At 37.7% G+C, this 20,134-nt stretch carries 8 protein-coding genes; 4 read left to right on the top strand and 4 right to left on the bottom strand.

All coding sequences use genetic code 11. The features are described 5' to 3' along the window. Window positions 1-114 precede the first annotated feature (114 nt). Window positions 115-3,105, top strand: coding sequence for an Ig-like domain-containing protein (locus PP176A_RS06215; RefSeq protein ID WP_071139586.1), 2,991 nt, complete (start codon window positions 115-117; stop codon window positions 3,103-3,105). A 50-nt stretch (window positions 3,106-3,155) separates the two neighbouring features. Here the strand turns inward: PP176A_RS06215 and PP176A_RS06210 are convergent, their stop codons facing one another. Next, window positions 3,156-4,055 carry an aldo/keto reductase gene (locus PP176A_RS06210; RefSeq protein ID WP_071139585.1) on the bottom strand — a complete coding sequence of 300 codons (900 nt, stop codon included), beginning with the start codon at window positions 4,053-4,055 and terminating at the stop codon, window positions 3,156-3,158. 174 nt (window positions 4,056-4,229) lie between these two features. Between PP176A_RS06210 and PP176A_RS06205 the strand changes: the two genes are divergently transcribed. From PP176A_RS06205 to PP176A_RS16200, 3 genes are read left to right on the top strand one after another with little or no spacing between them, the layout of a single operon-like run. Further along, a complete protein-coding gene (locus tag PP176A_RS06205; RefSeq protein ID WP_071139584.1) occupies window positions 4,230-5,096 on the top strand; it encodes a DUF5685 family protein in 867 nt (288 codons plus the stop codon). Next, window positions 5,080-5,664: a J domain-containing protein gene (locus PP176A_RS06200; protein ID WP_071139583.1), complete on the top strand. Its 585-nt coding sequence runs from the start codon at window positions 5,080-5,082 to the stop codon at window positions 5,662-5,664. The genes PP176A_RS06205 and PP176A_RS06200 overlap by 17 nt, the downstream gene beginning before the upstream one ends. After that, the gene (locus PP176A_RS16200) at window positions 5,655-6,182 is read left to right on the top strand and encodes a hypothetical protein (protein ID WP_071139582.1); all 528 of its coding nucleotides are present in this window, start codon (window positions 5,655-5,657) and stop codon (window positions 6,180-6,182) included. The genes PP176A_RS06200 and PP176A_RS16200 overlap by 10 nt, the downstream gene beginning before the upstream one ends. Before the next feature lie 148 nt (window positions 6,183-6,330). Here the strand turns inward: PP176A_RS16200 and PP176A_RS06190 are convergent, their stop codons facing one another. The 3 genes from PP176A_RS06190 to PP176A_RS06180 form a co-directional block, all read right to left on the bottom strand. After that, on the bottom strand, window positions 6,331-10,635 hold the full coding sequence (locus PP176A_RS06190) for a S8 family serine peptidase (RefSeq protein WP_071139581.1): 4,305 nt from the start codon (window positions 10,633-10,635) through the stop codon (window positions 6,331-6,333). Window positions 10,636-10,651: 16 nt separating this feature from the next. Next, window positions 10,652-11,941, bottom strand: coding sequence for an S-layer homology domain-containing protein (locus PP176A_RS06185; RefSeq protein ID WP_071139580.1), 1,290 nt, complete (start codon window positions 11,939-11,941; stop codon window positions 10,652-10,654). A gap of 541 nt (window positions 11,942-12,482) precedes the next feature. Then, on the bottom strand, window positions 12,483-19,667 hold the full coding sequence (locus PP176A_RS06180) for a leucine-rich repeat protein (protein ID WP_071139579.1): 7,185 nt from the start codon (window positions 19,665-19,667) through the stop codon (window positions 12,483-12,485). Between the last annotated feature and the right edge of the window lie 467 nt (window positions 19,668-20,134).

The following is a 20,134-nucleotide window of genomic DNA, read 5'->3' as shown; positions in this document are numbered from 1 at the left end:
TTTTATATCATTAAAAATAATATGTCAATTAATCTGTCACTCAATTGTAATATTTCAAAGGCCTATTTTATAGTATAATTAAATTGAAATCAAAGAGAAAGGAGATGTCTGTTAATGAAAAAATATTTATCAATATTCTTAGCAGCCTTACTTATAGTTTTATCTTTTTCTCCTGTATATGGCGATTCTTCCACAGATGATCTATACGAGCAATCGGGAGAAATCCTCAAATCCGCAGGAGTACTTACAGGGAATGAAAAAGGAGATTTAATGCTTGAGGATAATTTAAAAAGGCAAGACTTAGTAGTATTGATATCAAGACTTTATAAGCAGGAAAACACTGCAAAAAAACACAAAGGAGATATTACTTTCAAGGATGTAAACAATAATTTTTATAAACCATATATAGCCTGGTCTGTTGAAAAGAAACTTATCGTAGGAAATGCCGACGGTACTTTCGGATTTGATAAGCCTGTAACAGTACAACAATTTCAAACAATACTCTTAAGAGCATTGGGATATGAGGAAGAAGCACAAAATTGGGATAACGTGCCTACCATAGCTGCAGGACTTGGGCTTATGGAAAATTTGATTACTACTTCAACGGAAAGTTTAAGCCGTGGATTAATGTCTGCAATGACAATTAATGCTCTCAACCTTACGAGAAAGGGAAGCAGTTCGACTTTGGCCGAAAGTTTGGACATTACTCTTCCCGACATATTCACCGTAACCGCTTCGCCGACTATAGACAAAGATACAATAACAATAGAAGGGAAAGCTAAGGGAGCCGATTCCCTAAAACTCCAGCTAAAACCTGCCTCCGATACCATGACTTCCGAGGAAAAAAGTGTTGATATATCATTAAAATCCGACGGAAGATTTTCCGTAACCGTCCCCGGATTGGAAAGCGGAAACTGGAGCTATAGATTTACAAACGGCCGTTATTATACAAAATATGAAGATTTTACAATCGAAGATATCCCTTTTGAGTTTGCTGGAGCAAAAGCAGATAATTTGAAAGAAATAACCCTTTCCTTTTCAAAAGCCATTGATAAGGAATCTTCCCTATTTTTAAGCAATTTTTCCACTAATGGCGGAAAAATTAAAAATGTAAAACTTTACAATGATAATAAGGATATTGTTTTAACTCTTGAAAATCCTATGACCAACAATAAAGATTATAAAGTAGCAGCATATAAAATAAAATCTGCTAAAGGAGAAGAATTGTCAATAAAAGATACTGCTTTTACCGCAGCCGATAATTCCATACCTTCTGTAGAATCTGTAAATCAGCTCGGAAATAAGGGTATCAAAATATACTTCTCTGAGCCATTAAAAAGTGTCAAAGCTTCAAATTTTAAAATTGATGATAAAAGTTTTGTAGGAAAAGCAGAATTAAACGACAGGGTTGTGACTCTTACCTATTATTCGACTTCCAACGCCCTTGAAGAAGGTCAGCATGTTCTGACTACATCTGAATTGTATGATTTCGCAGGATATAAATCCGTAAACGAGGATGTTCCCTTTGATATAATAACGGATGATGAGCCTCCTGCTATCACAGAAAAAAGAGCAACATTGGAAGAAGTAATAATTACTTTCGATGAGGATATAGATCCCTCTACCGTAAGTAAAACCAATTTTTATTGGAAATCCGGATCTTCAAAAAAATATCCTTCAGATGTAAAAGTAGTAGATAATGAAGTAATCCTTGATTTTTCCTCAAATAAACTTCCAAATTATGAAACAACTTTATATATCACCTCAGTGGGAGATTACTCGGGAAACAAGTTGAAGGATGAAGAAATAAAAGTAACTCCGGTAATAGATAAGACTCCTCCGGAAGTAGTAAGTGTATTCCTTGAAGAAGATGGAAAATCCATAAAGGTTTATTTCAGTAAAAATGTCAACGCAGGGAACAGAACTTATTATATCTTAAAGGATAAGGACGGAAAAAATATAAGCATTAAGAATATATCCGGTTCCGGCAGAGAATATGTTATAAACCTGTTTAATCCGCTGCCAATAGGAAGCAATACATTAACCATTCAGGACGTTGAGGATACCACCGCATTGAAAAATGTGATAAAAACCTATACTACTACAATAGAAGCACCCGACCTTATAAGGCCGAAAGTTGAAAGCTATTCGGGAGTAGCAAACCAGATAATGCTGAAATTCTCAAAGGAAATGGATATGGCAACAGTGGATGATCCTTCAAATTATCTTATTACCTTTAACGGAAAACAGATTTATATGCCGAAGGATACCGAATTTTCATTAATAAATGACAATCAAACAGTTCTTGTTACTCTTCCCGATACTATAGACGGAAAAGAAGTAAAAATAGGTACATCAGGAAATCTAACAGGACTTCAAATATCGAGATTAAAAGATCTTAAAGGAAATTTCCTTGATCCGGACGTAGTGAATTTAAACTTTGAATACAGCAGCTCTGGAAAAGCAAGAGCAAAGGATTATTACAATAACATTCCGGGTAAACAAGCAGTACTTGAAGACTCGGATATTATAAAAATAAGGTTTAATCAGCCTATTATATCTGCAAGCCCTGATGATTTCTCCATATCTGAAGGAACAATAGATGATGTGATATGCGATGGATCAGATATAGTAACTTTAAGATTGAATTTCAGAGATGAAACCACCATATCATCAAGCGCATTAAGAATTAAAAGCGATAACGATATGGAGACATTCATAGACACGGGAGTAGAAGGTGGAAGAGTATATATATTGGATAAAGTTTCTCCTCGTGTTGAAGAAAATGACGGTTATCTGAATGTGTCAAGCAGCAACAAAATCGAACTTCCTTTCACGGAATCATTGGACAGCGAATCTGCAGCATTATTCAGAAGAGACTTAGAGATCACAAGACTTAGTGACGGATATGTATTAAGCGAAAGAGATTATACAACAAGTCTGAAATCTTCCGATCCCAGTATAGTCCTTATAACCATAGATAGGGATTCGTCTCAAGAATCCGTTTATTCAATTGCTATCAAAGACACTCCTCAATATATAATGGACAAAGATGGAAATGTCCTAATAGAATCAGGAGAATATTATACAGATAGGGACTTCTAATAAAAATCCTCTGAAGAAAAATCTTCAGAGGATTTTTATTTGTCCCTTTTCTACACAATATCAAGGGGTACCTTCTTATGTGGTTTTGGAAAAAAAGTATCTAATTGCTGAAGGTCCTCTTCAGTAAGTTCAACGAAATTTGACTGGGCATTTTCCAATACATGCTCTTTAGTAGACGATTTAGGTATTGCTATTACATTATTACTGCGCATACACCAAGCTAAAAGAATCTGCAGAGGCTTTACTCCATATTTTGCTGCAATATCCCGAACCGTAGAATTTTCGGTCAATCCTCTTCTTAATTCTCCTGCCTTTGCCATAGGACAATAGGCCATTATAGGCATATGGTTTTCTTCCTGCCAACTTAAAAGATCATATTCTATCCCTCTTGATCCTAAATGGTATAGTACCTGATTAGTTGTACAATGCTCCCCATTCCCCAATTTAAACAATTCCTTCATATCGTCTATATCAAAATTGGATACACCCCATCTTAAAATTTTTCCTTCCTTAATCAGTTTTTCCATTCCTTCAATTGTCTCTTCCAAGGGAATACTTCCCCTCCAATGGAGAAGATAAAGGTCCAGGTGATCCGTATTCAGCCTTTTCAAACTATTTTCGCAGCTTCTAAAAATATTTTTTAATCCTGCATTATGAGGATATACTTTTGACACGATAAATAACTTATCCCTTATTCCCTTTATTGCCTCCCCTACCAGAATCTCAGAACTTCCGTTTCCATACATTTCTGCGGTATCAATTAATGTCATTCCTAATTCTACCCCAAATTTTAAAGTTTCTATTTCACTTTTTCTCCTTGCCGGATTTTCTCCCAGATGCCAAGTTCCTTGACCTAATCTCGGCACTAAAGCTCCGTCAGGCAATTTCACCCGATATTTTAAATTATTATTCCTGATATTCTCTATTCTTTCAGAATCGATTTCCGCCATAAAAAGTTCCTCCTTATATTAACCTTACTAATATTCTTACCCATTTATCATTCTATTACTTATAGATGACTATACCAAAATTCAATCTTTATTTCAACTATCCCAAACTTTGTAATTGAAGCCTTAACCCTTATATGTTATATTTAAATTGATTAAATATTTAAGGAGAATACAATGTTTGGATATGTAACCCCATATAAAATGGAACTTAAAATAAAGGATTATGAAAAAATAAAGGGATATTATTGTGGATTATGCAAGGTTCTGAAGGATAATTACGGAAATATTATAAGGATTTCTTTAAACTATGATGTAGTATTTATGGCGATATTTCTTGATGCTTTCAATAAGGATGAACCTCAATATACAAAAAATAATTGTATACTTCATCCGATAAAAAAGCGAATATTCGTAATAAACAATGACGCTTTGAACTACGCCGCTTCTATAAATATTGCCTTGACTTACTATAAGATATTGGATGATATAAAGGATGAAAATTCTCTTAGAGGGAAATTTCTTTCACCGATTTTAAAAAGATACCTTAAAAAAATTCCCGCTGAATATCAAAATGTAGAAAATATGATTGCCGACAAATTAAACGAGCTGTATGCTGCCGAAAGTAAAGGCAATTCCTCAAATTTAGACGAATTAAGCCATCCCTTCGGAGAACTGACGGCATTGTTGCTTACTTCTTATGTGGGCAAAAAAGATAATTATGAAAAAATATATAATTTAGGATATAATTTAGGAAGATGGATCTATATAATTGATGCTTTTGATGATTTGGAAAAAGATATAAAGGAAAATAAATTCAACGCTATTAACAGCGTGATGAACGGAGAAAAAATTGAAGACAGAATAAATTTCGTATTAACATCTTACGGAAGGGAATGTGCGGAAACCTTAGACACTCTTCCTCTATATAAAAATCAAGATATACTGTATAACATATTCACTTTTGGACTTTTAGAAAAAATGGACCGGGTATTTTTAAAAAAGAAAAACGATAAGGAGGAAAAAAATGAAAAATCCATATGAAGTATTAAATATAAAAGAAGGAGCAAGCGAAGAAGAAATAAAAAAGGCCTATATAGAACTGTGCAAAAAATATCATCCTGATAAATATTCCAATAACCCTCTTAAAGATCTGGCGGAAGAAAAAATGAGGGAAATTAATGAAGCATATGATTACCTTATGGAGAATAAAAATAATAACGGATATTCAAATAAGAAAGAATACACAAACGATACTCAACTCTTCAGAGAAATCAGAATGGATATCCAAGGAAGCCGCCTTAAAGAAGCTGAAGAAAAATTAAACAGTATAAACAGCAGGAATGCAGAGTGGTATTTTTTAACGGGAGCTTTATATCAAAGAAAAGGCTGGTATGACGGAGCATACAGTAATTTCCAGACTGCCTATTCAATGGAACCGAGCAATATGGAATACAGAAGGGCTTTTGAACTGCTGAACACGGCAAATAACAATTACAGACAGCCTTACGGCCAGAGAGGCAACAATGACCTTTGTCAGATGTGTACAACTTTGTATTGTATGGATTGCTTATGTGAATCTATGGGGGGAGATTTTATAAGATGCATGTAAAGGACAGAAGCAAATTTATATCATATGGAGGAATATTGACGGCTTTAGGCGTAATATTCATATATTTAGGCAGCAGCTTAGCCTTCAATAAAATATTTTTTCTTATGGTTTCATCCTTTTTAATTCCCACAGCAATAATACTCTTAGGGACGAAAGGAGGAGTATACGTATTTATTTCCACATTTTTTTTAAGTTTATTTCTGTCGGGAATACGGGGAAGCACCATATCATACTTAATTTTTTTCGGACCCTACGGAATTATTAAAAACCGAATAGAAAGAATAAAAAAATTACCCGTTGAAATATTAATTAAAACCCTTTATTTCAGCCTGTCTTTATTCTTATTATATATTATATCCAAATTTTTTATATCAGTTCCGGTACAAGGAAAAATAGGCACTCCTTATTTAATTGTATTAGCTGAAATATGTTTTGTAATCTATGATTATATTTTAACCATCTTTATTTTTAACATAAAAAAACACAAAGGAATCTTAAATCTAAAATCCAGAAGGTAATTAAATAAAAAATTAAAATTGCATAAAAAGAAAGCCCGAAATAACGCTTATCAACGCTTTTTCGGGCCTTTTTCTGTCTATTTCAGAAAATGTTTGTGTAAACTGCTATTATAAATTTATTTTGTTACGCTCCTCTTTATCTTTGCCTTTATGGAAGCTCAGGCTCCGAAGGAAGTTCTGCTTCCGGAGCTTCCAATTTTTCGATTATGGATTCGGCATTTATCAATACATTTATGTTTTCCACCAATTTTTGATCTTCGGTACTCAATGCATTATAAGCTGATCTTGCCGATTCAACAGTAGCTTTATCTTCCAAAGTAATCTTCCCTGCTTCGGGTATCTTATTGATTAAATCTATTACACCTTTCACGTCACTTACCGCTTCGCCTTCCGTTCCTTCTTCCGTCCTCGTAATCGTTATCGTTTGTTCAGTTACATGGCCGGCATAATCTGTTAATTCTATCGGAATAACATTATCTCCGACCTCTAATCCTTCAATAGCTACAGTAGTAGTTTCGTTTATAGGAACTACATTATCCGCCAAATCTTCCATTCCATTACGATAGAATTCTTCACTTCCCCATACAAGTAACCTTAAATATGGGAAGTTATCTGCCATATTAATTGTCAGATTTACAGTGTCGGAACTCGGGTCTCTGTCTTCAATAGTTACGTTTAATTCCGGAGGATTAGTATCCACATAGAAATATCTTGAAATGGACAATCTTCCTCCTCCTGAAGAAACAGCCTCAACCTGTACTGAATTATAACCGTCTTCAAAAGTCATAGCTTTGCTGTATTCATATCCCGGGCCGGTTTTTTCAATTTCTCCCGTATCCGGGTTTGTTACGACAACATTCTCATTCCACCTTACTTCGTCCGCTTCTTCCCCGTTAAGCGTGACTGTCGGATTCGTTACATTAAATACCGCTCCCGTAACCGTTATTTCGCTGTTCTTATATACATTAAGCAAAGCCGGATAAGTTATATATATTTCGGGAGTCTGATGGTCCAAAGCAATCGAACCTATTGCTCCGTTAAGAGCATAGTCAAAGGCAACTATCTGTACCAAAGGATTATTTTTTCCTCTTATTAATTCTCCTATCGGACATTCATATGCATCCTGTCCTTCCTCCACTGGGGTAAATTCTACCGCCTGTTGTCCGTCAATCCATACGGTATATCCTCTGAAGCCTGACGTAGCATCTTCTGCTTTAAATCTTATATTTCCTGTAGTTTCGCTGTAAGAAATCTCTTTGATTACAGGTGCTGCCGTATCCACATATACAGGAATGTTTTTCTCCTGCCATTCATCGGTATTCTGCAGCTTGGATTTTATCTGATAATAGTAAAGCCCGTCTCCAACTATTCCTCCCCTTGCTATTCCGTTCCAAATCCTGTCAAGGCTGAAGGAATATTCGGGATTTACGCCTCCGTCTATATAAGTCTTTCTTACGAAATTTTCAGATTTAATCGTCGTTAATTTAGTTCCATTCTCTTTCAAAATATTATACTCTACTTTTTCCGCATTCCTCAGGAATGAAATCACAGGCGTTACAGTATCCGTGCCATTCATCTCACCCATTTCTGTTCCCGGACTTATAGCAGCTTTTCCCGGAACCATGAAATAAGTCTCCGTATCTACCATGCCTGACATCCCATAGAACGGGATTTCTCCTAAATCTTCAAACCCGTCTATTATGCTCGGTTCGGTCCAATCCCCGTAGAATCCCACATAGGGTACACTAAGAGTCGGATGAGTATCCGTTACTTCTGTTAGGGTTACAAATCCTTCTACGAACATGTTTCTGTATGCATTCTGGTCTTCTGAGAAATCAACGTTTATCGTAAATTCCGTTGAACCGTTAGCAGGTACAGTTACAGTCCCCGGAGCATCTACTACTGCATCCATCTCCACTGTTCCTAAAAGGTTATATTCCGTACCTTGATAATTCAGTATTTCATCGGTCAATACACTTGTATCCACTCTATAAGTTACTTCATCATCAGACAAATTGGTTGCTCTTAAGGTCATAGAGAAGTTTTCACTGTCAAAGTCCTTCAGTTCAACCTTTGCTTCATTTGTTGAAGCATCTGTTACAGCAACAGGAGTTGATACCGCTCCGTATAGGTTCATTAACCCTGCTCCCTGCCTTCTCGGTGAATAAACAGCATCATATTCATCTATCAAAGGCTCTGCCGTATTCATAAGAAGTACCTTCGCAAGTCTTGTCTGTTCCCCTAAAGACAATCCTTCATAATTTTCCGATATATACTGTCTAACCAATGCGGAACCTCCCGACACATGAGGTGCTGCCATACTTGTTCCGCTCATAGTCCCATACTTGTTATCCTGAAGGGTTGAATAGATCTGTCCCCCAGGAGCTGTAATCTCAGGTTTTATCTCAAGAGTAGGAGTCGTTCCCCAGGAAGTGAAATCGGACATCTGCCCTCCCACAGGATTAGGAACACTCATTACTTCATTAGTAAACTGAATTCTCTTATCTGCCAATTCAGCAAGAGCGGTTCCTCCGCTGTTTCCTATAAATACGGCAGGAATTGTCTGATTTGCCGGTGTCATCATGCTTACCAAATCTTCTCCGCCTGTTGCATGGTTGTAAACTATGATTCCCTCAGCTCCGGCATTTTGAGCATTAGTTATTTTCTCCGTAAAAGGATTTTGACCACGTATAACAAGAGCAACTTTTCCCTCCAAATCCTTGCCTTCAAAATCTTCGGGCAATCCAAAACCGCAGTCAACATATTCAACTTTGTTATCTCCGAATACATCTACAGGATTTATATTTCCGGCAACCATCATGGCAATCTTAACTATACTGCTTTCGGATGTCTGAACAGCATTGGATTTTTGCAATCCCTTTACAGAGTAATCCCCTTGGGCAGCTTTTAGGACGTTTTTAGGTACACCAGTACCAGGCATCTTAGGATTATCATAATACGTTACAATATCTTCTCCATCATAATCTTTAATATTTTCTTCCCCATAAATGGTATACAACAGTCCATCGTCTTTATAATAAACTTTAGTTTCATCAGCTCTTGCTGCTTCTACAACTATTTTCTGTGCAGCAGTATTGTCATCCAAAAAAGTTCCGCTGTAAGCATTTTCTCCCACTATAACCGAATCATCAGGAAGAGATTGGTCTTCTTCTCCTTCTGTTTCATAGAACAAATAGGGAGCCGTCATCTTTAAGTTCTCAACGGAAGCAACCGATATCGAATCCTTTGAAAGACTCGGCGCGCCTACAACTCCTATGTCGGGATTTGACTTTATGGGGTTATCGTATCCGTAGCTTATATATCCCGAATTCCCTGCGGATATGGAACATACTATTCCGTTATTGACAGCATTGGTGATAGCCGAATCTACAGCACTTTCCGGTACATAAAATGAAGCTGCGGAGCCTAAACTCATATTCAATACGTCTGCTCCAAGTTTTATGGCTTCATCTATAGCTTCAAGATATATATCATCATAAGTAGTTGCATAAGAAGGGTCGTTACTGAATACCTTCATTGCAAGAAGCTGTGATTCCGGCGCTATTCCTTTGATTCCGCCGTTTTCAGGATCTCCGTTGGCACCTGCGGTTCCTGCCACATGCATACCATGTTGGGAAGCTCCAGCTCCCAAATCCAATATCTCATCATTTTCATCATAGTAATTATATCCGTAAGGAACTTTTTCGGTGAAATATCTTCCTTTAAGTCCGTTATCAGATATAAGCCCTCCCACCGTTCCTTCATCAAGTTTCGGTGTAGTCTCATCACTCAATACCATGTCGTGATGCCTTGGGTCAACTCCTGTATCAATAATCGCTATAACCGTTCCTTCCCCTTTATATCCCAGATCCCAAGTTTCTCCGGCTTTAACCATACCTCCGGAATTGTTCATATCCGGTTGTGGTCTTTCATATTCTTGGGAAATATATACGTTTTTAACTCCCGGAGTTTCTTTGATACTCTTTATATCACTTTCCTTTACAAATCCGGCAAATCCGTTGAATGCCGTAGTAAACCTCGGCATTTCTTTTTTTGCGGCATCCTTATCTTCAAAATCTATCTTATCTTCGATGGCTTTTATTACTTTATCTTGAGAAGAAATTATACTCTTTTCTATTTCCTTCTTCTCTTTCTCTCCCATTTCTTCAAATCTCTTTCCCTTGTCCGTAGCGCGTACTACAGCAGGGTCATCTTTAACCTCTACAATTACCCTTACATCTTTGTCGCCTTTTTCTCCAGTTTCCTCAACCTTTTTATCTTTGTCAATTCCTGCTTTATACATCTCTGCCGGAACTTTTTTATCCTTTTCAACAACTGTCTCTTCGGAGCTTACAACATCCTGACTTTGGATTTCATTCTCCGCAAAAGCAAAAGCAGGTACCACCATTACCAATACAAGAAGAATTGACAATATTTTTTTAATATTTTTCATGGAAATCCCCCTTTTTTTACCATCCACCAAATTCATGAACGTTTAGTTCTCTACTTGATTTATCCAACAACTCACCATTTTTACCGTATATCTCAATATCTACGGTCTTATATTTACTATCTTTATTATAATATATATCCTCCGTCGTATTCCCAATATTTACAGGCCCAACCGTTTCTTCACTTCCATCAAAATATCTGAACTTTACAGAGAATTGTTCTGCCTTTTTTATTCCTTTAACACTAACAGATACCTTTCCAATATGTCTTACTCTGGATTCATAAAATTCAGCCTCTATCTTCTTTTCTTCCGGTTTTGAAGGTTCATCTTCTCCGCCGGAATTGTTTCCGCCGCCTGAGTTTCCTCCGCCGGAATTGCCTCCTCCTTGATTTACAGGTGCGGGAGCTGCTTTAGGCAGAGTTTGTCCTTTTTTTATCACCGAGCCGTTAACGGTTACGTCCTCTCCGGCTATTAAGTTCTCTATCTTTGAATCACTTTTTACTGCAACGTTTTTGGATAATACCTCTAATTCCTTTATATTCGTGCCCTTAAGTTCTAAATTTACTCCCTCTCTATCCACAATGATTTTGGATATAGTCGAATTTGTGAAAACAACTGTGCCTTTTGTTCCCCCAAGAATAATTACACGTCCTTCAACCTTTATATTTTCCCCTTTAAAACTGTTGACACCGGCAATATAAAGATCCCCTTTAACGACTGCATCTTTTAAATTAATTTCACTGCCGTTTACTATCATATTCCCATTTACCGTACCGGTATATACCTGAGCAGAACCGTATATCTTTTCACACATGTTATTAATCACCTTTGCAATTTCTGCTCTTGTAATAATATTCTCAGGTTTAAAACTGCCGTCGGTATATCCGGAAATATATTTGCCTTCCTTCATTCCCTTTAAATAATCAGCCAAATCCTCAGATATCCCATCCTCATCGCTAAACCCAAGTTTTATGTTACTATCATCATTTTTAATTCTAAAAGCTTGTCCCAATACTTTAACTGCTTCTCCTCTGTTAATCGGTTCATCAGGATTTTGAACATTTTCTGCATTTAAGTTTAATATACGGTTTACGATAATATACAGTTCTCCCCGGGAGATGGTTTTATCCGGTTTATATGTTCCGTCCGGATACCCTAATATGATTTTTTCTTCGATCAATTTAAGAATTTCATCCTTTGCCCAATGGGATTCAATATCGCTTAACTGTGCAAAAGAAATGTTCCCAATCCCAATTATCAGTATTAAAACCAAAAATACTGATAAAATCCTTCTCTTTCCACTCATTGGTAAACCCCCTTCTGTTTAGTTTAATTTAAAAATATTCCCTCCCTTCTTTTTTTGAAGCCCACTTTACGGAAAATTCACACTAATATATATTATAATTTCCCTGTGGGTTATAAAAAAATACTTTCCCGGATATTATAAATATTCATATTTATTATAATGTTATGCATTTATATCGTTTTGGAATTATAAAAATAAATTATTCAGGGAAAGTAAATTATCTTTTTATAATATTATAACTCCATAGCATAAAGTAGTCAACAACTATATTTTATTAATATAAAAAGTTTAAATATTATGTTGAATCATTTTTTTATTTAGAAAAAATTCTTAGATGATAATGTATAAAAATGCAGAAGAATGTTTTTAATTGATGAACGATGTATTATTTTGAAAAAATATAGAATATTTTGATATATAAATTACAATTAATATCAGTCAATTTTTATGGTTGGTTTTTTAATTTACGAAAAAAAGGGAGTATCGCTAACTACTTATTCAGTAGTTTTGCGACACTCCCTTATATAAAAGACATTAAAAACTATTTATTAAGATATCTCATAAAGATAGTGGCAATCTCCGCTCTGCTGGCATTGTCCTTCGGGTTGAGCATACCGTTTTCGTCACCTGAGATTAGACCCTGTTCCGCTGCCCATCTCATTGCAGCTAATGCATAATCTGAAATCTGGTCTGCATCTCCAAATTTGTCCAGTGCGAAATTGCTCTCAGGACTGTTGTTGCTTCGATATAGGATTACGGCAATCTGTTCTCGTGTCACCGCATCATTCGGTCGGAATGTCGAGTCTTCAAAACCGTTGACGATTCCGTTTGCAGTCGCCCAGTTCACCGCAGTACTGTACCAATTACCGGACGGAACATCCTTAAAGGAATTCTTGCCCTCTGCTTCGGGAGAGCCGGCAATACGATACAAAATCGTAACAAGCTGTGCTCTGGTCAAAGTCCCTGCAGGAGAGAATTCCGTTTCGGAAATACCGTTCATATAGCCTTTCTCCAGCATAAAGCTGACAGCTTCGTAATACCACATATTGCTGTTCAAATCCGTATAATCAGAAGCGGGATTTAAATTTGTATCTTCTTTATCTTTGTTATCTTCTTCAGGCGTTGGCTTTTCAGGATTAGTAGGAATACTCGGAGTTCCCGGATTGCCTGGATTGCTCGGTTTATCAGGCTTATCTGGCTTATCTGGTTCGTCAGGTTCGTCGGGTTCGTCTTTTCTTTCCAATCCATTTATCGCCTTTATCAGAGTCCCCAAAGCTTCATCTATTTCTTCTTGACTTGCTTGTTCATTCTCATTAACTTCTATTGCTTTATCCAATGCAGCTTTTAAAACTGCCCAGGATTTTTGAGTATATTTGCTTTCATTTAATCCTTCGGCATATTCTATCTTTTCAGCTAATTCTGTTTTGTCAGGTTTTTCAGGAGTAGGAAGCTCGTCTACTATACGTTCCTCACCTTCAATAGTACCTTGGTTGTCAATAATTCCTCCCTTAACTACCACATAGTAGCCTTCGGGTATGATTAAGGTACCTTCAACCTTGAGTTTTCCTTTTATGGTCACATTTTTGCTTACTCTAACTGTTTCTCCCTTCGGAATAACAGAACCATCATTTGATAGGATATCCGTTTTTCCGTCCCAACAAATAGTCGGAATATTTTCAAGGTCATTGAATGCAACCAGCATATTTCTCTGACTGTTTAAAACTACTTTAATTTCCGCATCTGAACGGAAAGCGCTCCAACCCGTAGAGTTCAAACCACTGCCGATATTTACTTCAGTAGGCCCTAAAGGAACGAATTTCTTTTGATCGGAGTCATAAATTTGTCCTTTAAATCCATCATTACCAATATAGGTAACCGAATTCGGAATATCAACACTGTCCATGGGGACACCTGAGAACGCTCCGGCTCCAATGGATTCCACACCTTCTGGCAGTTCAATTTCCTTTAATTCCGAGCAGCCTTGGAATGCATAATTATCTATTGTTTTAAGTGTTGACGGCAAGGTAACGGATTCAAGTAATACATTAAATGAAAATGCATATAATCCGATGCTTTCAACACCTTCCGCCACATTTAAATATTTATATCTATTACCTGCAAAAGAAGCTGAACCCCAATTTTTTAAACCGGAGGGGATAGTCAATGTATCTTCTTCCCATTCTCCGTTCACTAAGTTATCCCAACCCAAATACGATAAGGAGTTATTAACGGTAGTGAGATTTTCAGGAATGTTGATGTAACTGAGCGCATGAAGCTGGTCAAAAGCACGTTCTCCCATATAGGTAATAGTATTCGGCAGGTAAATTTCATTTATATTGTATTTTTGGAAAAATACTCTGTCATCAATTGCCGTTACCGTATAGGTCAGTCCGTCTCCTTCGCACGTAACTGTTTCCGGTATTCTGACAATGTCAGATACGATATTTTCGTCATATCCTGTTACCATAACTTCGTCCTCAGATATAGGAGTATAGGTAATACCGTCTAATATAAATTCAGAACCGGAATAGAAGGTAAAGGGACTGCCATCCTCATTTACAATCTTTCCTATAAAACCGCTTCGTCTCAAGGCTATACCGGCAGAATTGCTGCGAACCACAGGAACTATATCGGAATCATCAGCCATAAGTGCACCGGTCAGTACCCCGGGCCCTACGTAAGTAACACCGGAACCAAATACGACGGATTCCAAGTTCCAACACCAATAAAAAGCTCGAGCCCCAACATATTCCACCGTGTCAGGAACGATAATGTTAGGACAGTTTAACAAACCGGCATAAGCAAACTCACCGATAACCTTGCATGATTCGGGAAGTTCTATAGATGTTAGGCCTGCTGAGTAGAAAGCCCCAAATTCTACTTCTTTAACACCTTCAGGAATATCAATACTTTTTAAACCAGTATCTCCATAGAAGCAATAAATTGGGATTTTCGTTACACCCTTAGCAATTTTCACATTATTGAGTTTAGTACAATTACCATATAGCAGTTTACCAACCTCTGCCAATGATGCCGGAATATTAACACTTTCAAGATTCATACAGTTGAAGAAAGCACTTTCTCCCGTACTTTTCAATCCTTCCGGCAGCTTAACCGAGGTCAGACCAGTTCCACTAAAAGCATTTTTCCCTATTGTTTTTACCTGAGATGGTATGTTGGTATTCAATTTAGCACAATAATAAAATGCAGAATCATCAATTTTTTCTATACTATCCGGTAAAGGCATATCTGAAAGATTACTGCACGTATAAAATGCATAGTGTCCGATATTCCATATTGTATTAGGAAGCTTTACGGAAGTAATGTTACTGTTCATGTAAAATGCATTACTACCTATAGTAGTAACCTTAAAATCGGTTTCTTTATAAGTAACCGTTTCGGGAATAGTTACTTCCCCTTCCAACGAAGGATAACTTGTGGAATAATCATTGGGACGAGTTGGGTCCACAAGAAGCTGCACGCTGTCGGGACCCGTAACTTTATACCAAAGTCCTTCAAACTCAAAGGATTCGTTCAGATAAGGAGCTTCTCCAAAGTTGTTTCCAGGTTCCTCGCCTCCACCGCCTTTTCCCACAGTCACAGTACAGGTATTGCTTAAGCTTGACTGAGCCGTTGCGGTAATAACCGCTGTTCCATCTTTAATACCGGTGACTACGCCGTTTTCATCTACGGTAGCCACACTTTCATCGGAAGAAGTCCATGTGATAGGCGAATCTGCCATACGTTCAGGAAGAATTGTTATACTAAGCTGCTTGTTTTCCCCTACTTCTACCGATGTGTCCTCCAACAAAATGCTCTGAGGGCCTATGTCTATATAAACGCTGCCACTGTTTAAGGCATAATCATAGACAATCAATTTCAAGCGACCGGGATTCAGGCCGTACTCGGCAAGGAACTTGCCTATGCCTGTCAGGTCAAAGGAAACTAATGTAACAGCACCTTGTTCGTCAATATCCTTGAATTCATCAATTTTGCCGGTAAGCAGCACCTTGTTGTTTCCGTCACTCACATCAACTTTACGGACATAATGATCATCCGTTACTCGGAATTCCAACCATAACTTGTCTTCATCATCAGTGTAAAGCCGGAAATCGCTCATTGTCGGTTTCTCTCCGTCAAGATAGAAGGTATATTTTTCTTCCTGTTTTCCTTCCTCACCGGCCTGTCCCACTTCACCGGAAAAAGTATATTCATAGTCATGACCGACAGGAGCATAATCTCCGTCATACTGCTCTGTTTCTTCATTGTAATAACGACCGTTCCAGCCTTGTTCCAAAATATTCACAGTAGTAAATTGTCCCGCAGCAGCATAATAATATGTTTTACGTACGCTATCATTGCCGATGCCCCATATTTTATCGTTTTTTGCGGGATCGGTAATTTCCAGAGAAAAATTCTGAAGGTTTCTTCTCAGAGACACTACTGTCGCCAAATTCTGTGCACCATTAAGCTTCGGTGAAAATGCCAACTTGCTATAATCAAAGGTTCCATCGGCATTTTGACCGAGGTAATATCCTCCGCCGGCTGATGTACTATAGGTAGCAAATAATGTAGGAGTAAGCAGATAATCTCCTCCAGGATTGACTTCAAAAGCGGGAGCTTGTTCCCAATCTCCATAGAATCCCATATAAGGAACAGTAAGTTTTACTCCGTCTTCAGCAGTAGGAGTTAAATACACGTAACCTTCAACATAATTTCCGTTTTCAAAGTTCTCGTCGATATAATTACGCATTTCCTCACTTAGTGTAAGCGTGAGCTCAACTTCAGCCGTACCATCAGCAGGTACAGTAACAGTTTTATCTCCATCTACATCATAATTTATGCCTTCCTCTAAGCGTTTAGAGTTCTGATCTATAAATTTCACACCATCTTGTTCAGTTATATCTTCCATTAGAGAAACAACATTAATAGTATATTCAAGTTCTTCATTAGAAAGATTTTTTACTTCAAATCTTAATGTGTATACACCTTCGTCACTTTCTCCCATTTCAATTTTAGGACGGTCACTGCCGGGAACAGTAATATATGCTTTAGTAGTAACAGCATTGTACACATTTGCTATGCCGGCACCTTGTTTACGAGGTGAATACTCATTTCCTTCATCATCAATAGTGGGAACGGCGGTACTCATAAGCAATGTATCAGTTAGCCCATGAAGCTCATCGCTATCCGTAATTTCACGGTCTTCCATGAGGTACTGACGCACTAAAGCTCCCATACCTGCCATATGCGGAGTAGCCATGGATGTCCCGCTCATTGTGTCATATCCGCCGCCGATAACAGAAGAACGGATATTGCCGCCGGGAGCTGCAATTTCAGGTTTCAAAGTAAGATCCGGTGCCGGTCCCCAACTTGAGAAAGAAGACGGATCATTAGCATCGTCAGCTTCAAATTTGTCACTCCAACCCTTTCCAAAAGTAATCGTCTTGTTTTCTGAATCGATAAATTTCTGACCGTCATTCTTGGAAATACCAACCATAGGTATAGCAGGATCTTCCGTAACGCCTGGAGTTAACGAGCCGGAAACATTGTTATATATTATTATGGCAACCGCACCGGCTGCTTTGGCATTATCAGCCTTGGTGGCAAAGGTCATGTTATCACCGCCACGCTGTACCAGTGCAATCTTTCCTGTAACATCAATTTCGTCATAATCCCCGACATCACCAAATCCGGGAACTACCACATATGCATTGGTATAAGTATTTTCATCGCCGCATAATGCTTCCGCTGCATCGTATCTTGCATTAGTATTGGCATTTACAGCATCACTATAAGGCATATGATTTTCTTCGTTAGCATAGTCCTCATATTCAGAATAATAATGATTCTCCGGTACTATAGAATTTTCCGGTTCTACTGGACTTTCAGGTTCAACAGGATTCTCCGGTTCTACAGGATTCTCCGGTTCTGCCGGATTTTCCGGTTCCGCTGGATTTTCCGGTTCTACAGGATTTTCCGGTTCTACAGGGTTCTCTGGATCTACCGGATTTTCTGATGCCACCGAACTTTCTGCTTCTGCGGGATTTTCTGGTTCTGCCGGATTCTCTGGTTCTGTAGGATTCTCTGGTTCTGTAGGATTCTCTGGTTCTGCTGGATTCTCAGGTTCTACGGGATTTTCTGGTTCTGTTGGATTTTCAGGTCCTACAGGATTTTGTGATTCTTCTACTTTATCAATATTATCCAAACTTTCGGTATCATTATCTATCTCACCAATTCCCAATATAAAATATTTATAAATGGATTTAACATTTTGCACACTGGCAACGGACAATGCCGCAAAGGAGGTAGACGGACTTCCGACCATAGCACTATCAGGGTTGTTCGCTATAGGCAGACTGTTGCCGTACTGATTCCCATAAGCACTGGAATAATCATTGCCTGCTGCAATCATCAAATTGATGCCGGCCTCATCACAGCGAGAGTAGGCATCATCAATTGTCGAATCTCTTCTTTCGGAAAAACCCGCTCCGGAGCCAAGGCTCATGTTGATGGAATCCGCTCCAAGTTTAACTGCATCATCCAAACCTGCCAAAATAATATCATCAGAAGTGCTGCCGGAACCATCTCCGAATACTTTCATGATCATCAGCTGAGCCTTAGGTGCAACACCCTGCAAATTTTCACAGTCACCTGCAATCGTACCGGCCACATGGGTACCATGATCAATATCACCGATAACATTCGTGTCTCCGTCAGCATAATCATAACCATACGGAACCTTGGCATTAACATAACCCCCGGGCAGCGACTCTCTTTCCACTAATTCGTTAATTTCATCTTCTGTATACTTGACTTCTTCGGGCATAGTCATAAAGGCTTCATGGTCTGTATCAAGCCCCGTATCCAAAATAGCTACTGCAGTTCCTTCACCTTTATATCCCACATTCCAAACATCATCTGCCCCAATCGTACCTACACTGTCTGCCATAGACGGAGTATATTCTTCAAAGTCAGTCTTAGGCAACGCAAAAGTAGCAGCCACAAAGATGTTTTTCACTCCAGAAATTTCCATGGCTTTCTCGATATCGCCGTAACGCATCTTCATAGAAAAACCGTTCAGAACAGTCGTATAATCATATCCTTCGGAAGATGCGGTAAGGGATTTTTTTACACCATTAATGGATTTGATTTGGTCTCGTATATTCTCATGTTCGGCAAGAATATCATTTTCTATGTTCTTACCATTTGATGAAGCAGCAAATGTTTTAATGTTGCTTGTCCCCGAATCACTGATCATATAGTCAACCAAAGGCTTACTCTCCAGTTCCACGATAACCGTTACTATGTCATCATCTTTATATCCGGTATCGGAAAAAGGAATTTCATCGGAATTATCCGCCAAAATCAGGTCGTCGGCTCCGATAGTAATTTCTTTATCCACGCCTTCCATATTCACAGTGTCCGTAAAGGGAACTATAATAGGATCATCTTCGGTTCCGGACCCTTGTGTTACATTCTGTAAAGTATCTTCTTTCGTTTCAGACGTCCCCGGTAAACCCTTTGAAACATCTTCTTTCGTTTTAGACACCCCTGGCAAACTCTGCGGAGCATCTTCTTTCGTTTCGGATTCCTGTATCGAACTCTGAGAAGCATCTTCTTTCATTTCAGATGCCCATGCCCAACTCTGTAAGGCATCGGTCATCGTCGATGCTACAACCATGAGTATTAAAAACAGGACAAGTACTTTTTTTCTTAGCTTCATTATTTCACTTCCCCCTTGATTCTATTTCTTGAAAACCATTTATTATATTAATCCAACATACCTCCTTTCGTTTCAGCCTAATTAACTTATCACACAACTCTTTGCAGTTCTTATAAATACTGCATTTTTATATATTGAAATGACCAGACTCTCTCTTTTTAGGTGTATATACATATAATAAGCTGGATATAATTCACAATTATTTTAAAAGAGAAAATCTTGCGTCAATTTCATTCAAAAATTAAATTTTTATTTTTCTATTATTCTCTTTTTGTTAATGTATAAATATATTTTGTAGTTTTAACCTGATTTTCGTGGATGATTTTGAATTCATATTTTGCTATAATTTATAATGTGAGAATTGTTACAAAATTCGACATATTCGTCAATTTCAATACCATACTATTAGTTCCGATTCCTTTAATCTTCCGTTTAATTAATATGATAATAATCGGGTATAAAAAGAA

Source organism: Sporanaerobacter sp. PP17-6a (assembly GCF_900095615.1).
GTDB lineage: Bacteria > Bacillota > Clostridia > Tissierellales > Acidilutibacteraceae > Acidilutibacter > Acidilutibacter cellobiosedens.
This window is presented reverse-complemented; position numbering and strand designations above follow the sequence as displayed.

Excerpts from the sequence above, each read along its gene's own strand:
- PP176A_RS06215 (WP_071139586.1), top strand. The coding sequence starts at position 115 with ATGAAAAAATATTTATCAATATTCTTAGCAGCCTTACTTATAGTTTTA.
- PP176A_RS06210 (WP_071139585.1), bottom strand. The coding sequence starts at position 4,055 with ATGGCGGAAATCGATTCTGAAAGAATAGAGAATATCAGGAATAATAAT.
- PP176A_RS06205 (WP_071139584.1), top strand. The coding sequence starts at position 4,230 with ATGTTTGGATATGTAACCCCATATAAAATGGAACTTAAAATAAAGGAT.
- PP176A_RS06200 (WP_071139583.1), top strand. The coding sequence starts at position 5,080 with ATGAAAAATCCATATGAAGTATTAAATATAAAAGAAGGAGCAAGCGAA.
- PP176A_RS16200 (WP_071139582.1), top strand. The coding sequence starts at position 5,655 with ATGCATGTAAAGGACAGAAGCAAATTTATATCATATGGAGGAATATTG.
- PP176A_RS06190 (WP_071139581.1), bottom strand. The coding sequence starts at position 10,635 with ATGAAAAATATTAAAAAAATATTGTCAATTCTTCTTGTATTGGTAATG.
- PP176A_RS06185 (WP_071139580.1), bottom strand. The coding sequence starts at position 11,941 with ATGAGTGGAAAGAGAAGGATTTTATCAGTATTTTTGGTTTTAATACTG.
- PP176A_RS06180 (WP_071139579.1), bottom strand. The coding sequence starts at position 19,667 with ATGAAGCTAAGAAAAAAAGTACTTGTCCTGTTTTTAATACTCATGGTT.